Origin of the sequence: Piscinibacter defluvii (assembly GCF_004011805.1) — a bacterium.
Taxonomy (GTDB): domain Bacteria; phylum Pseudomonadota; class Gammaproteobacteria; order Burkholderiales; family Burkholderiaceae_C; genus Piscinibacter; species Piscinibacter defluvii.
In genome coordinates this window covers 1-12,418 of sequence record NZ_RCHJ01000025.1, presented here as the reverse complement: position 1 = coordinate 12,418, position 12,418 = coordinate 1, and the positions used below count along the sequence as shown (strand labels likewise).

The following is a 12,418-nucleotide window of genomic DNA, read 5'->3' as shown; positions in this document are numbered from 1 at the left end:
TGCCGAGATCGAGCTACGGCAACGCGCTCAGGCGCGGACGAGGTTCAGGAGGAGTACGAACCCGCCCCGCCGATCAGGCGAGGCGCGCCCACTGAGGGCGTTCAGGTTGGGCTGCCGCGTGGGCAGCGCACGGGGCATCGCCGGCGGGAGTCGGCGCGGCGGTGGCGCGGTCGTGCGTCGCGGTGGCGAGCGTCACCAGCATGGCTGTGCACTGCCCGTGGCAATGGCCACAGTCCACGTCAGCCGTCGAAGTTGCGCCTTCGTCAGCCCCTGGCTGATCGGAAAGGTCCACCGTTGCAGGCGCATGGCCATGATCGGTGTGATCGTGGTGCCCGACATGGTCCGCCGCCGCACCCGTTTCATGGGCACAGTAATCCGCCACTGCCGCCCAGGACATCTGGGTGGGCAGCAGTACCAGCAGCAGGATGGCAAGCCAACGACGCATAAAGTCAGAGTGTAGCGGCTACAGGGTTGACCCTAAGCATGCGAGGCCAAGCGGCGGCGTGAAGGACATCACCACTGTCCGGCGCGGACACGCGCCACGTTGTCGTTCAAACGGCACGGCACGCCGACGCTGCGCAGCAAGGCCATCAGCAGCGTGCCCTTGGTGTTGCACTGCCCATGGCCGTCGGCCAGCACGCGGGATGCCGGCAGATCGTCCGCCTCGTTGCAGCCGAATGCGATCTCGTCGCGGACGAAGTCGTAGACCGCGCCGATCCGCTCGCGCATCGGCAGCACGCGCCACCCCCGTTCGGCGACAAGCCGCTCGATGTCGGGATGTTGGGTGTCGAGCAGCGGCGTGCTGCGAAGCAGCGAAGAAGGTGTGTCGGACATGACTCGATCAGGGTGGCTCCAGGCGGCGGCAGCCGCATTTCAGACCCTGAAGCCACTACCGGGTCAAGTCCGCCGCGCCGGCCGATCTCGGCCGGCGCTTGAGCGCGCGTCGGACCGCGGTCAGCGGCGGTTGGACGGATCGCGCCCGACGTAGGCGACGGCGGATTTCGCGCCGAAGCCCGGCGGCGCGATCTTGGCGAGCTCGACGCCACGCCGGTCCAGGCCATTGAAGGTCCATGCGAACTGCTGTCCGGCGTCGCCGCGGAAGGCGACCGTCTCGCCGTAACCGATGTTCGGGCGCGGGGCCTGCGCCAGGTCGACGACACGAGCCGCGCTCGACAGGGCAGCCGGCTGGCCGTAGATGGATTGGCCGTTCATGAAGGTCTCGCCAGCCGCGAAGCCAACGGCAGGCGCGGCCGCCACGACCAGCACGGCAGACAGGCGGAGAAGGGATGACGAAGGTGATTGCATGAGTTCCTCGTGGTGATGTGATCGGCTATCGCTCAGCCGCATGCCCAGATGGCATAACCACGGACTCTAGAAATCGCCTGGCAACAGTTTCGGAACCGGCAGATGACAGTTCGGTCATCTGGCCCGAAGCCTGCGCCGGCTCAGTGGGCACCGTGAACGTGGCGCCGCTTCGCCGGGGACGCTGGCGCGGCGGCGGCGCGGTCGAGGCCGTTGAGGATGCCGCACTCCGCCAAGGCATGAGGCGACGCGCACCGCGCGCGCAGCGACTTCAGATCCTTCTCCAGCGCTCGCAGTTCGCGAATGCGGTGCGCCACGTGGCCGATGTGCTCGTCCAGCAGGGCGTTGACCTCGCCGCAATCCTGCGCGGGCGACTCCCGCAGTGCGATGAGGGCCCTGATCTCGTCGAGCGCCATGTCCAGGTTGCGACACTGCCGGATGAAGGCAAGCCGCTCGGCGTGCGCCGGCAGGTAGACGCGGTAGTTGTTGTCCGCCCGGGCCGGCGGCGGCAGCAGTCCCTCGCGCTCGTAGAAGCGGATCGTCTCGACGGGTGTTCCGGTGGCCTCGGCCAGGACTCCGATCTTCATGGCTGCAATCTTTCGACTTCCCTGATCGGGACAGGGACTTGACTCTACACCGGCTACAGGGTTTTCAATGACGGCAAGGTCAAAGAGGATTCTTGCGATGAGCCATTCCCATGCCGAAGGCGGCAACACACACCAGCACGGTCAAGACGATGCGCACGACCACGCCCACGACGCCCGGCGCATTCACCCTCCGGCGCAGGTGAATGAACCCGCGTGCGCCGACGACGGTTGCGGCACATGCGCCATGCCTGCGACGCTACTGCACAGCAGCGCTCCATCAGCGCGGGGGCGCAGTTTCCGGATCGCGACGATGGACTGCGCGGCCGAGGAGGCCGAGATCCGGCGTGCCCTTGACGGCATGCCCGGCATTCGCGGTCTGCGATTCCAACTGGGCCAGCGGGTGCTCACGATCGATGCCGACGAGCAGTCGATCGCGCCAGCGCTGGCAGCCGTGCGCAAGTCCGGTTTCGACCCGCAGCCGATCGCCGGGAGCGAACCGGAGGCCGGCCATGCGGCGGGCGACGGTCATGATCACGAGGTCGTGCGGGGCCAGGTTCCCAAGCTGGTCGGGGCGCTGATCCTGGCCATCGGCGCCGAGATCATCGGCTACTTTGCGCCTGAGACCACGGTCTGGCGGGGGGCGGGCCTTGCCGTGGCGGCCATCGCGATCTGGCTCGCCGGCTTCGACGTCTACAAGAAGGGGCTGACGGCGCTGCGGCACGGGCGGCTGAACATCAACGCGCTGATGACCGTGGCCGTGACGGGCGCCTTCGCGATCGGCCAGTGGCCGGAAGCCGCGATGGTGATGGCGCTGTACGCCATCGCCGAGGCGATCGAGGCCAAGGCCGTGGACCGCGCGCGCAACGCCATCAAGGGCCTGCTGGCGATGGCGCCGGAGGAGGCTTCGGTTCGCCAAGCCGATGGCAGTTGGGGGACGCTGCCCGTGAGCCAGGTCGCGGTTGGCGCTCTGCTGCGGGTGAAGCCGGGGGAACGCGTTCCTATGGATGGTGTCGTCCGCTCGGGCCAGACCAGCATCAATCAGGCACCGGTCACCGGCGAGAGCATTCCCGTCGACAAGACGAGCGGGGATCCGGTCTTTGCCGGCACGATCAACGAGTCGGGGACATTCGAGTTCGAGGTCACCGCCCTGGCCTCGAATTCGACCTTGGCGCGCATCATCCACGCTGTGGAGGAGGCTCAGGCGACCCGGGCGCCGACGCAGGGCTTTGTCGACAGGTTTGCGGCGATCTACACGCCAGCGGTATTCGTGATCGCCGTGGCAGTGGCACTGCTCGGCCCCTGGCTGCTCGGCTGGACGTGGCTGCAGGGCGTGTACAAGGCCCTCGTGCTGCTGGTCATCGCCTGCCCCTGCGCGCTGGTGATCTCCACGCCGGTGACGATCGTCAGCGGCTTGGCAGCCGCAGCGCGCCGCGGCATCCTCATCAAGGGCGGCATCTACCTCGAAGAGGCGCGCAAGCTCAAGGCGATCGCGCTCGACAAGACCGGCACCATCACCGAGGGAAAGCCGCGGCTGGTGGACTGGTCCGTCCTCGATCCGGCAACCAATGCCGCGAACGCCGAGCACATGGCCTTCGTGCTGGCCAGCCACTCGGACCACCCGGTGTCTCGCGCCATCGCCGCGGGGCTCAAGTCCAACAGCGTACAGGCAGAGAATTTCAAGGCGCTGGCCGGCCGCGGGGTGCAAGCGGACATCGCCGGCACCACCTATGTGCTAGGCAACCACCGGCTGATCGAGGAGCGCGGCCAGTGTTCGCCGGCCCTCGAGGCGAGCTTGCGCACCCATGAGGAAGCGGGCCGCACCGTCAGCCTGCTGGCCTCCGACGCCGGCCCGATCGCCTTGTTTGCCGTTGCCGACACGATCAAGGCCTCGTCCCGCGAAGCCGTCTCAGCGCTGAAGGCCATGGGCATCACACCGGTGATGCTGACGGGGGACAACCAGGCCACGGCCACGGCCATCGCGCACGAAGCCGGCATTGACGAAGCGCGCGGGAACCTGTTGCCCGAGGACAAGCTCGAAGCGATCAAGGCACTCCAAGCAGAGCACGGTCCGACCGCGATGACCGGCGACGGCATCAACGATGCACCGGCGCTGGCGCAGGCCGACATCGGCGTGGCGATGGGGGCAGCCGGCACCGACACCGCCATGGAAGCGGCTGACGTCGTGGTGATGAACGACGACCTGCGCCGCATTGCCGAGACGGTTCAACTGTCACGCTCGACGCATGTGGTGCTGTGGCAGAACATCGCGCTGGCTCTGGGCATCAAGGCCGTGTTCCTGGTGCTCGCGGTCTTCGGCAGCGCGACGATGTGGATGGCGATCTTCGCCGACATGGGGGCCAGTCTCCTGGTGGTGGGTAACGGGCTTCGGCTGCTGAAGAAGGGAGGCGAGGCGGCATGACATCAGGCTCATTCCGGGGCGCTGCTTTCGAGAGGCCCGACTCTGAAGCCTGGCAGCGGCTTGTCGCAGGCAATGCTGCTGCGACGCAGCCAGTTCATGCGCGTTGCGCTCGTCGCCGTCGGTTCTCTCTCGAGCCGGCTACCCCGTTGCCATACAGGACGAACGAATGTCAGTGCCCCGTCCCGATGCCCATCCCACCCGATATCGAGCATCTGCTCGGCAACTAGGAGTCAGAAAGTGGATTGTCCCGTGTGCAAGACCGAGCGCCTGTCGATGATGGAGCGTCAGGGCATCGAAATTGATTTCTGTCCCAAGTGCCGCGGCGTCTGGCTGGACCGCGGTGAACTCGACAAGATCGTCGAACGCTCGGCCATGGAATCGAGTGCGGCGGCTCCCCTTCCGATGCCCGCCGCACCACAGTTCCCTTCAGCGACACCCGAGCACGGCCACGGAGGTCACCATTCGCGACATGACGACCGCTACGCCAGTGGTCACAAGCGCAGGTCGTTCCTGCGAGATCTCTTCGATTGATAGCGGGCTCCGCAAAAGCATGCCATTGACCGAGACCTGCGAACGATGACGCACGCAGCTGCCGGTCTCGCCGCACCACGCGCCGCGAGGGCTGCCCGGCACCGGCTCTGGTGGTGCCTCATGGGTGCCGCTGCCTTGTTGCTCTCGCTGGACCAGTTCGTCAAATGGACAATCGCCACGAGTCTGCCTCGTGGCGAAGTCATGGCCATCACCGCCTGGTTCAATCTGGTCCATGTCCTCAACCCCGGCGCCTCGTTCTCGTTCCTCGCCGAGGCCGGCGGCTGGCAGCGTCACGCGTTGACCGCGGTCGGTGTCGTCGTCAGCGCGGCGCTCGCCGTGCTGCTGTGGCGCGGCATTCGCGGCCGACTCGTATCGGCAGCCTATGTCGGGCTGATCGGCGGCGCACTCGGCAACGTCGCGGACCGGCTGCGCATCGGCGCCGTCGTCGACTACCTCGACCTGCATTGGCGCGGCATGCACTGGCCCGCCTTCAATCTGGCGGATATCTTCATCGTCGGCAGCGCGGCGCTGCTCATCGCGGCCTCGCTCGGGTCGAGGGACGATTCGCGCGAGGTCGGCCGAAGAGGCACAACATGAGTCTACAAGCGCCTCCCACGGACCTCCGGGCGAGAACGACAAGGACGAGCTTTCCCTCTCCGAATCGTGTGTTGTCCTGTTGCCTCGCTGCGCTGCTGGCTGCGGGTACCGCGTCGGCGGTCCACGCGCAGGTGACCGTCGATGGCGCCTGGGCACGCGCCACTGTGCCGAACCAGTCGGCCACCGGCGCCTTCATGCGGCTGACCGCCCAGAAGGAAGTCGTGCTGACGGGCGCCAGTTCGCCGGTCGCCGGCATCGTCGAAGTTCACGAGATGTGGATGGACCAGGGCATCATGCGGATGCGGCCAGCCGATCGTGTGCCCTTGAAGGCCGGCCAGACGATCGAGCTGAAGTCGGGCGGCCTGCACGTCATGATGATGGACCTGAAAAAGCAGATCAAGGCGGGCGAGCGCGTGCCCCTGGTGCTCTCGTTCACGGCGGCCGACGGGAGCGTGTCGAAGGTCGAGGTGAACGCGACGGCTGGATTCACGCCGCCGACACGATGAGCGAAGAACAGCCGATTGCCCCGCATGGCGACGGCCGGAACGCCGCGTTCTGGACGCCCCTGTTCCTGGCCTGGTTGCTGGCGCTGCTGGCCACGTCCGGCGCGCTGTTTCTGGGCGAGGTGATGGGCAAGACGCCGTGCGTGCTGTGCTGGTACCAGCGCATCGCGATGTTTCCGCTGGTGTTGGTGCTCGGCCTGGGCCTGTTCACATCGGATGTGCGCAGCGTTCGCTACGCACTGCCGCTGGCCGGCGTGGGATGGGGCATCGCCGCGTACCACCTGCTGGTCTTCTGGGGCGTGGTGTCGGAAGGGCTGGTGCCGTGCGGCAAGGGGTCGTCCTGCGCGGACGCCGACGTTCAGGTGGCTGGCGTCGTGCCGATTCCCTTGCTGTCGCTCACGGCGTTCTCGGGCATCCTGGTGGCGTTGTGGATGGCAAGAGCGAGGGCAACAACATGAACAGGCAATGGATCGTTCTCGGCACCGCCGCGGCGGTCGTTCTGGCCTTTGTGGCCGGCGTCGCGGTCTTCACGAACCGCGCGAACCAGGAAGTGAAGCAGGCGGCGCAGACGAACATCGAAGCATTGGTCAGACCGCACTCGCCCGTTTTCGGCAATCCGGCGGCGAAGGTGACGATCGTCGAGTTCTTCGATCCGTCCTGCGAGACGTGCCGAGCTTTCTACCCGATCGTCAAGAGCATGGTCAACGCGAGCTTCGGCCAGGTCAGGCTGGTCGTGCGCTACGCCCCGCTGCACCCGGGATCAGACACGGCGGTCAAGATCCTCGAAGCGGCCCGCTTGCAGGGCAAGTACTGGGAAGCGTTCGAGCGTACCCTTGCTGCCCAGCCTCAATGGGCCTCTCATGACCGCCCGCAGCCCGACATGATCTGGTCACTCATCAGCGACGTCGGTCTCGACATGACGAAGGCCAGGGCGGATGCCGACGGGCCGACCATCGACCAGCTGCTGCGGCAGGACATCGCGGACATGCAGGCACTGAAGGTGGACAAGACGCCCGGGTTCTTCGTCAACGGCTCGCCGCTGCGCGAGTTCGGTGAGGCGCAGTTGAAGGCACTTGTCGAGCAGGAACTCAAGAAATCAGCGACGCGCTGATTGAGCTTGAGTTCCGTGCTGATCCGCAGTGCCGGGTGCACCGGGACGCGACAGCGCTGCTGAGATCGCTGAACCCGGGCGCGCCTTCAGGTACGCGGCGAGCGGCGCGCAGCATCGCCGGAACCGTGATGACTGATCCATCACATGGCACGGGGTCTCTCACGCGTCCTTGCCGAGTGGCTGGCGTTCCGCTGTTCGACGCCGACGCCGGGACGCGGTTGAGCGGACCGAGGCCGACCGCGCTGTCGCTTTCGCCGGTCGCAATCGAAGCGTCCAGGGATGTGCCTGCCGTTCATGCCCATCGGCCCGTGCCGGCTCGGCGAATCTTCCGCAGCCAGACAGTGCTAGTGAACAACCGCTTCCGCGTTTCGCATCGCCTGCGCGCCGGGACCGGCACCTGTTGCGACCATGCCGGCCGGGTTCTGACAGAACTGTCATCTTGCCGTTCAAGGCGCGTCAGTCGTCGCCATCCACACTGGATGCCGTCACAACGAACTCCAAGCAAACCATGAAGACCTCTCTGAGTGCCGCGCTCGCGATGCTGTCGCTGATGTTGGCGGGTACGGCGTCTGCGGCCACTGTTTGCACGGCCGACGTCGCCAAGATGAAGCGCCTGGAGGACCGGGCTTTGGCACCTGCAGCGACCACTGCGCCTGTGATGAGCGGCGTGACGCTCGCCGTCGCGAAGCGCTTGGACAATGCCGGGATGGTCGTACCGTCGTCAGCGCCGGCCACCGGGCTCAGCCTGGCGGATGCCAAGAAGCTGGACCGCATGACCGCGCCCGGCCGCGCTCGGGATATCGCAGGCAGTTGCCTCTGACCGTCAGGCCGGTTCGGTGGGCGTCGTCGGCATGACGAGCCCGATGGACGTGATTCCGTCGCTAGAGGTGGCCGCCACCCGCCCACCGTGCATTCGCGCGATGGCGGCCACGATGGCCAGGCCCAGCCCGTGGTTGCGGGCCGCTCCGCTGCGAGAGGCATCGACCCGGTAGAACCGATCGAACAGACGCGGCAGGTGTTCGGGCGCGATCGTCGCGCCTTGATTCACCACGCTCAGCGAGGCCTCGTCACGGGTCGCCTCGATCCTCACGATCACCTCGCTGCCGCGTTGCGCGTGTCGTGTGGCATTGCCAATGAGATTGGACAGGGCCCGCTGAAGCAAGCGGGCGTCGACGGCGCCACCCGCGTCGCCGTCGACGCGCCAGCGTAGTCCAGCCTCTTCCATGTGTGCCTCGTGCAGCTCGGCCACCGCGCTGGCGACGTCGGCAAGGCTCTGCACTGTCTCGCGCCGCGCTTTCGCGCCGCGGTCAGCCTGGGACAGGAAGAGCATGTCCTGAACGATCAGCGACATGCGCTGGAGTTCCTCGAGGTGCTCGCCCAGCACGTCGCGCAGTTCATCGGCTTCGCGGGCCTTGCGCAGGGCGACCTCCGTACCGCCAATCAGCGTCGCCAGCGGCGTGAACAACTCATGCGCGACGTCGGCATTGAAGGCCTCCAGTTGCTCGTAGGCCCGGTGCAATCGGTCCAGCAGATCGTTGACATGCTGAACCAGTGCGGCCAGTTCCTCCGGCTGGGCCGATCCATCGAGCCGGCGATCCAGTGTGTCGGCCGCCAATGCCTGGACCTGAAAGGCGAGGTTGCGGACCGGGCGCAGTCCAAGCTGCACGAGCGTGAAACCGCCCACTGCAATGATGAAAGACCCGGCCAGCGCGGCCGCGGCGAGCGTGCGGGCAAGTCGGGACAGGACACGGTCGTCCTCGGTGGTGTCCAGCGTCAGGGTCGCCTGCACCGGCCCGGATGCCGTTGCCGCCTCAAACCGCGTGACCAGGGTCTGGCGCGGTGGCGGCGCGGTGGGTCCGGCATACAGGACCTGGTTCGTGGCATCGGTGAGCACCAGTGTCAGGTCCTGCCGGCCGACCATCGCATCGTCGAGCTTGTGCGTCAGCGCCGCATTTCCCACCACGCCGGCCTCGGCGATCAGATGGCGCACCTGGAGTTGCTTCTGGCGCAGCGTGTCCGCCTGCCGGTCCTCGAAGCTCAGGGCCGTCGCCATGTAGACACCCAGGCACGTCAGCGTGAGCCCCGCCAGGGCCAGAAGTGCGAGCCAGCGAGCCAGGCGGCGGTCGAGCGATCCAGCGTGCAGCCGACTCATGAGCTGCGGTCCTCGAGCACGTAGCCCATCCCGCGCACGGTGTGCAGCAGCGGGTGCTCGAAGGGCAAGTCCAGCTTCCCGCGCAGGCGCCGGATGGCGACGTCGATCACATTGGTGCCGTGGTCGAAATTGACGTCCCAGACCTGCTCGGCGATCTCGGTACGGGAGAGCACTTCGCCCTTGCGGCGCATCAGCAGCGTCAGCAGCTGAAACTCCTTCGCGGACAGTTCCAGACGCTGGCCGGCGCGCACGGCACGTCGCCGCGCCAGGTCCACCTGCAGGTCACCCAGCGACAGCAGCAGGGCGTCGGGCGCCGGCGCGGCGCCGGCGGCGCGGCGCAGCAGTACCTCGATGCGGGCCACCAGTTCGGAGAAGGCGAACGGCTTGACGAGATAGTCGTCAGCGCCGGCTTTCAGGCCGCGCACCCGGTCTTCCACGCGGTGGCGGGCGGTCAGCATGATCACCGGCGTCTGCCTGCTCTGGCGTAGCGCCGCCAGCAGGCCGAGCCCGTCGATGCCGGGCAGCATGGCGTCGAGCACGATGAGGTCGTGGCTGCCCTCGGTCGCCATGTGCAGCCCGTCGATTCCGTTGCCGGCCACCTCGACGACATAGCCCTCCTCCACCAGACCCTTGCGCAGGTAGTCGGCCAGCTTGGCCTCGTCCTCCACGATCAGGAGCTTCATGGCCGTGCCTCCGCCTGTTGGCGCACGCGGCCTGTCCAAACTGTCATCTGTTCGTTTCCTTCGTGTGGGGCACCGATTCCTACAGTGGCGGCATGCCTTCGGGCATGCCATCGCAGGTCTCCTGCTCTTCCCCCTGAAAGGATCTCCACATGAATGTCTTCCGTCTCGCTCTGGTCCCTGCCGTCGCCTTCGCGTTCACGCTGCCGCTGGCGGCGCAGGCCAATTCGGTCTGGCACACCACAGGCGGCGAAGCCGGTGTGACCTACCACCCCGAGCACTTCAAGAGCGCCAAGACCCGTGCCCAGGTGATGGCCGAGGTCGACGCAGCGCGCAAGGACGGCACGCTGGCGCTGTTGCAGCGTGGGGCGCCGTTGCCGGTCAAGAGTTCCGAGCCGCCGAAGACGCGGCAGCAGGTCATCGACGAGATGCGCGCCGAGTCGCCCGATGCCCGCCGCGCGCGCCTCGAACTGCAGACGGGCGGCTGATCTCGGCACACTTTTCACGGGCGACGCGGCGGCTTCTTCTTCGCGGTCTTGCCGCGCCGCCTGCGCTTCGTGCCCTTGGTCATGTTCTTCTGCAAGCGCTGGCTCAGTTCGGCGGAGTAGCTCAACGGTGCTGGTGGCTGCTTGCGCGGATGTCCACGTCGCCACCAGCGGAAGATCCCATACCCCACCAGCGCGGCGAGCAGCACGCCGATCCAGATCCAGGTCATCGCCAGCGAGAGCTCGGGATCGGCCAGTCGGGGTCTCATGCTGGAATTCGCTTGCCCGCGCTGTTCGGGCACCCGCTATCGCTCGCGTCACGAGGTCGCAAGCGTCTTCAACCAACGTCCGCAACCAGTCGGAGGTTGCGCGTGCGTTCGCGGGCGTCGTCGATCGTTCCAGGCTCGAGGCGGTACTTGCTGCCCCAGGCCCAGACTTGGCCGATCACTTCCACGACCAGCACTTCGCCAGCCTTGCCCGCGATTTCGAGGCCTGCCGTTCCTTCGGGCCATGTGGCGGTCAGCACATGCTGTCCGGGTGTCAGCCGCAGGCGCGCAAAGGTCTCGGGCACGGTTTGCGCTGCGGCCGCCCCTGGGGTCGACACCGAGATCACGTGCTCCGTATCACCCCAGCGCTTGCGCACGAGATAGACCGTGAGGCGATCGGCCGATCCACCGAAATCGCGAGCCAGTGACTCGACTTGCGCGGAGGGAACGGGGCCCGTCGTGCAGGTCAGTTTGGGGCGGTAGCTCCTGCCGATGCGGTAGCAGTACGTCCCATCGGCGTTGGCCGGGTGCAAGGGTTTGGTCATGCAACCGGTGGTCAGCAGCGCCGTGCCACCCAGGGCTGCGGCGAGCAACTTGCGTCGATCGAAGCTCATTCACTTCTCCTTCAGTTGGCGGAAATGACGTGTGGTCGCCGCGTCGACGAGCGGACACACCAGTGGTTGGGGCTGCAGTCGCCGTGGCTCCGGGTGCAGCCTGGCTCCATGGCGCACGCCGGTCCGGCTGCCCGCGCTGCAGGTCTAGGCATGAGCATCCTCACGCGATGCGGCTTCGTCGTCGCTGCCCCCGGGACCAACGGCCACGTCGGCTTGTGCGCACGGCTGCGTCTCGAGCTGGACCGTCGTGTGGGTGATGTGATGGTCCGCCGCGAGGACTGCGCGTGCCCGCTCGAGAAGGTCTGCCGGCACCGCTACCTCGGGGGCATGCACCAGGTGAACCGTGAGACTGGGCCGGCCGCTGGTGACGGCCCACACGTGAAGATCGTGCACGCCCAGAACGCCCGGCAGGCCCAGCAGGGACTGCCTGACCGCCGCCATGTCGATGCCTTCGGGAACCCCTTCCAGCAGGATGTTCAGGGTGTCCTTCAAGAGCACCCAGGTCCGCGGCAGAACCCACAGCCCGATGGCCACCGCGATCACCGAATCGACCCAGTTCCACCCAGTGACGCGAATCACGATCGCACCAGCAATCACGCCGATCGATCCCAGCATGTCGCTCCACACCTCGAGATAGGCACCCTTGACGTTCAGGCTGGCGTCCTTGCCCGAACGCAACATCCACATGCTCGCGAGATTCACCACCAGCCCGAGCGCCGCCACCACCAGCACCCCGGTCGTCTGCACCTCCTCGGGCTGGCGCCAGCGCTGCCACGCTTCGAACAGGATGTAGCCGGCGACGCCGAACAACAGCAGCGCATTGAAGGCCGCCGCCAGGATTTCGAAGCGGTGGTAACCGTAGGTGCGGCGCTGATCCGCCGGCCGGCGGGCGATCCTGATGGCCGCCAATGCAATCGCGAGCGCGGCCACATCGGTGAACATGTGCGCAGCATCGGACAGCAGCGCAAGGCTGTTCAGAACGACGCCCCCCACGACCTCGGCGATGAGGAAGGCCGAGGTCAACACCAATGCCCAGCGCAGGGAGCGCTCCTTGGTCGTTGCCGGCAAGGCGTGGTCGTGCCCCGCGCTCATCGCCCGACTCTCCCTCGCCACCGAACCGGGCAGGCCTGCTGCCGCGTCATCGGATCGGCTCGGCCGAGGCTATGTCCAT

Annotated in this window: 16 protein-coding genes; 8 read left to right on the top strand and 8 right to left on the bottom strand. The window is 67.0% G+C overall.

Going from position 1 to position 12,418, the window contains the following annotated elements:
* Positions 1-513: 513 nt before the first annotated feature.
* The 3 genes from D9C15_RS28195 to cadR form a co-directional block, all read right to left on the bottom strand.
* The gene (locus tag D9C15_RS28195; protein WP_128002442.1) at positions 514-834 is read right to left on the bottom strand and encodes a transglutaminase-like domain-containing protein; all 321 of its coding nucleotides are present in this window, start codon (positions 832-834) and stop codon (positions 514-516) included.
* Positions 835-954: 120 nt separating this feature from the next.
* Positions 955-1,212, bottom strand: a complete 258-nt coding sequence (locus tag D9C15_RS28190) for a CzcE family metal-binding protein (RefSeq protein WP_164886887.1) — start codon at positions 1,210-1,212, stop codon at positions 955-957.
* Positions 1,213-1,445: 233 nt separating this feature from the next.
* Positions 1,446-1,889, bottom strand: a complete 444-nt coding sequence (cadR, locus tag D9C15_RS28185) for a Cd(II)/Pb(II)-responsive transcriptional regulator (protein WP_128002438.1) — start codon at positions 1,887-1,889, stop codon at positions 1,446-1,448.
* Positions 1,890-1,986: 97 nt separating this feature from the next.
* Between cadR and D9C15_RS28180 the strand changes: the two genes are divergently transcribed.
* The 7 genes from D9C15_RS28180 to D9C15_RS28150 all read left to right on the top strand — a co-directional run bounded on the left by D9C15_RS28180 (position 1,987) and on the right by D9C15_RS28150 (position 7,870).
* Positions 1,987-4,308, top strand: a complete 2,322-nt coding sequence (locus tag D9C15_RS28180; protein ID WP_375138826.1) for a heavy metal translocating P-type ATPase — start codon at positions 1,987-1,989, stop codon at positions 4,306-4,308.
* 249 nt (positions 4,309-4,557) lie between these two features.
* Positions 4,558-4,839 (top strand): TFIIB-type zinc ribbon-containing protein, encoded by a 282-nt coding sequence (locus D9C15_RS28175; protein ID WP_375138825.1) that lies wholly within the window; start codon positions 4,558-4,560, stop codon positions 4,837-4,839.
* A gap of 120 nt (positions 4,840-4,959) precedes the next feature.
* Entirely contained in the window at positions 4,960-5,436 is a 477-nt protein-coding gene (lspA, locus tag D9C15_RS28170; protein ID WP_205854931.1) for a signal peptidase II, read from the top strand.
* A 131-nt stretch (positions 5,437-5,567) separates the two neighbouring features.
* On the top strand, positions 5,568-5,942 hold the full coding sequence (locus tag D9C15_RS28165) for a copper chaperone PCu(A)C (protein WP_240668626.1): 375 nt from the start codon (positions 5,568-5,570) through the stop codon (positions 5,940-5,942).
* Positions 5,939-6,397, top strand: coding sequence for a disulfide bond formation protein B (locus tag D9C15_RS28160; protein ID WP_128002431.1), 459 nt, complete (start codon positions 5,939-5,941; stop codon positions 6,395-6,397). The genes D9C15_RS28165 and D9C15_RS28160 overlap by 4 nt, the downstream gene beginning before the upstream one ends.
* Positions 6,394-7,050 carry a DsbA family protein gene (locus D9C15_RS28155; protein WP_128002429.1) on the top strand — a complete coding sequence of 219 codons (657 nt, stop codon included), beginning with the start codon at positions 6,394-6,396 and terminating at the stop codon, positions 7,048-7,050. Before D9C15_RS28160 ends, D9C15_RS28155 begins: the two co-directional genes overlap by 4 nt.
* 508 nt (positions 7,051-7,558) lie before the next feature.
* Entirely contained in the window at positions 7,559-7,870 is a 312-nt protein-coding gene (locus D9C15_RS28150; RefSeq protein WP_128002427.1) for a hypothetical protein, read from the top strand.
* A gap of 3 nt (positions 7,871-7,873) precedes the next feature.
* Here the strand turns inward: D9C15_RS28150 and D9C15_RS28145 are convergent, their stop codons facing one another.
* Both D9C15_RS28145 and D9C15_RS28140 read right to left on the bottom strand, forming a co-directional pair.
* Positions 7,874-9,202 carry a heavy metal sensor histidine kinase gene (locus D9C15_RS28145; protein WP_128002425.1) on the bottom strand — a complete coding sequence of 443 codons (1,329 nt, stop codon included), beginning with the start codon at positions 9,200-9,202 and terminating at the stop codon, positions 7,874-7,876.
* Positions 9,199-9,885, bottom strand: coding sequence for a heavy metal response regulator transcription factor (locus D9C15_RS28140; protein ID WP_128002423.1), 687 nt, complete (start codon positions 9,883-9,885; stop codon positions 9,199-9,201). The genes D9C15_RS28145 and D9C15_RS28140 overlap by 4 nt, the downstream gene beginning before the upstream one ends.
* Before the next feature lie 149 nt (positions 9,886-10,034).
* On the opposite strand from D9C15_RS28140, the gene D9C15_RS28135 reads away from it, so the two are divergent.
* Positions 10,035-10,370, top strand: coding sequence for a DUF4148 domain-containing protein (locus D9C15_RS28135; RefSeq protein WP_128002421.1), 336 nt, complete (start codon positions 10,035-10,037; stop codon positions 10,368-10,370).
* A 14-nt stretch (positions 10,371-10,384) separates the two neighbouring features.
* Here D9C15_RS28135 and D9C15_RS28130 read toward each other — a convergent pair whose 3' ends face one another.
* The 3 genes from D9C15_RS28130 to D9C15_RS28120 form a co-directional block, all read right to left on the bottom strand.
* On the bottom strand, positions 10,385-10,636 hold the full coding sequence (locus tag D9C15_RS28130) for a hypothetical protein (protein ID WP_128002419.1): 252 nt from the start codon (positions 10,634-10,636) through the stop codon (positions 10,385-10,387).
* 68 nt (positions 10,637-10,704) lie between these two features.
* A complete protein-coding gene (locus D9C15_RS28125) occupies positions 10,705-11,247 on the bottom strand; it encodes a hypothetical protein (protein ID WP_128002417.1) in 543 nt (180 codons plus the stop codon).
* A gap of 144 nt (positions 11,248-11,391) precedes the next feature.
* Positions 11,392-12,339, bottom strand: coding sequence for a cation diffusion facilitator family transporter (locus tag D9C15_RS28120; RefSeq protein ID WP_128002415.1), 948 nt, complete (start codon positions 12,337-12,339; stop codon positions 11,392-11,394).
* Between the last annotated feature and the right edge of the window lie 79 nt (positions 12,340-12,418).

What these genes read in the sequence shown, in the direction of transcription:
- D9C15_RS28145 (WP_128002425.1), bottom strand. Translation starts at nt 9,202, where the DNA reads ATGAGTCGGCTGCACGCTGGATCGCTCGACCGCCGCCTGGCTCGCTGG.
- D9C15_RS28130 (WP_128002419.1), bottom strand. Translation starts at nt 10,636, where the DNA reads ATGAGACCCCGACTGGCCGATCCCGAGCTCTCGCTGGCGATGACCTGG.
- D9C15_RS28125 (WP_128002417.1), bottom strand. Translation starts at nt 11,247, where the DNA reads ATGAGCTTCGATCGACGCAAGTTGCTCGCCGCAGCCCTGGGTGGCACG.
- D9C15_RS28135 (WP_128002421.1), top strand. Translation starts at nt 10,035, where the DNA reads ATGAATGTCTTCCGTCTCGCTCTGGTCCCTGCCGTCGCCTTCGCGTTC.
- D9C15_RS28120 (WP_128002415.1), bottom strand. Translation starts at nt 12,339, where the DNA reads ATGAGCGCGGGGCACGACCACGCCTTGCCGGCAACGACCAAGGAGCGC.
- D9C15_RS28180 (WP_375138826.1), top strand. Translation starts at nt 1,987, where the DNA reads ATGAGCCATTCCCATGCCGAAGGCGGCAACACACACCAGCACGGTCAA.
- D9C15_RS28190 (WP_164886887.1), bottom strand. Translation starts at nt 1,212, where the DNA reads ATGAACGGCCAATCCATCTACGGCCAGCCGGCTGCCCTGTCGAGCGCG.
- D9C15_RS28140 (WP_128002423.1), bottom strand. Translation starts at nt 9,885, where the DNA reads ATGAAGCTCCTGATCGTGGAGGACGAGGCCAAGCTGGCCGACTACCTG.
- cadR (WP_128002438.1), bottom strand. Translation starts at nt 1,889, where the DNA reads ATGAAGATCGGAGTCCTGGCCGAGGCCACCGGAACACCCGTCGAGACG.
- D9C15_RS28160 (WP_128002431.1), top strand. Translation starts at nt 5,939, where the DNA reads ATGAGCGAAGAACAGCCGATTGCCCCGCATGGCGACGGCCGGAACGCC.
- D9C15_RS28155 (WP_128002429.1), top strand. Translation starts at nt 6,394, where the DNA reads ATGAACAGGCAATGGATCGTTCTCGGCACCGCCGCGGCGGTCGTTCTG.
- D9C15_RS28195 (WP_128002442.1), bottom strand. Translation starts at nt 834, where the DNA reads ATGTCCGACACACCTTCTTCGCTGCTTCGCAGCACGCCGCTGCTCGAC.
- lspA (WP_205854931.1), top strand. Translation starts at nt 4,960, where the DNA reads ATGGGTGCCGCTGCCTTGTTGCTCTCGCTGGACCAGTTCGTCAAATGG.
- D9C15_RS28150 (WP_128002427.1), top strand. Translation starts at nt 7,559, where the DNA reads ATGAAGACCTCTCTGAGTGCCGCGCTCGCGATGCTGTCGCTGATGTTG.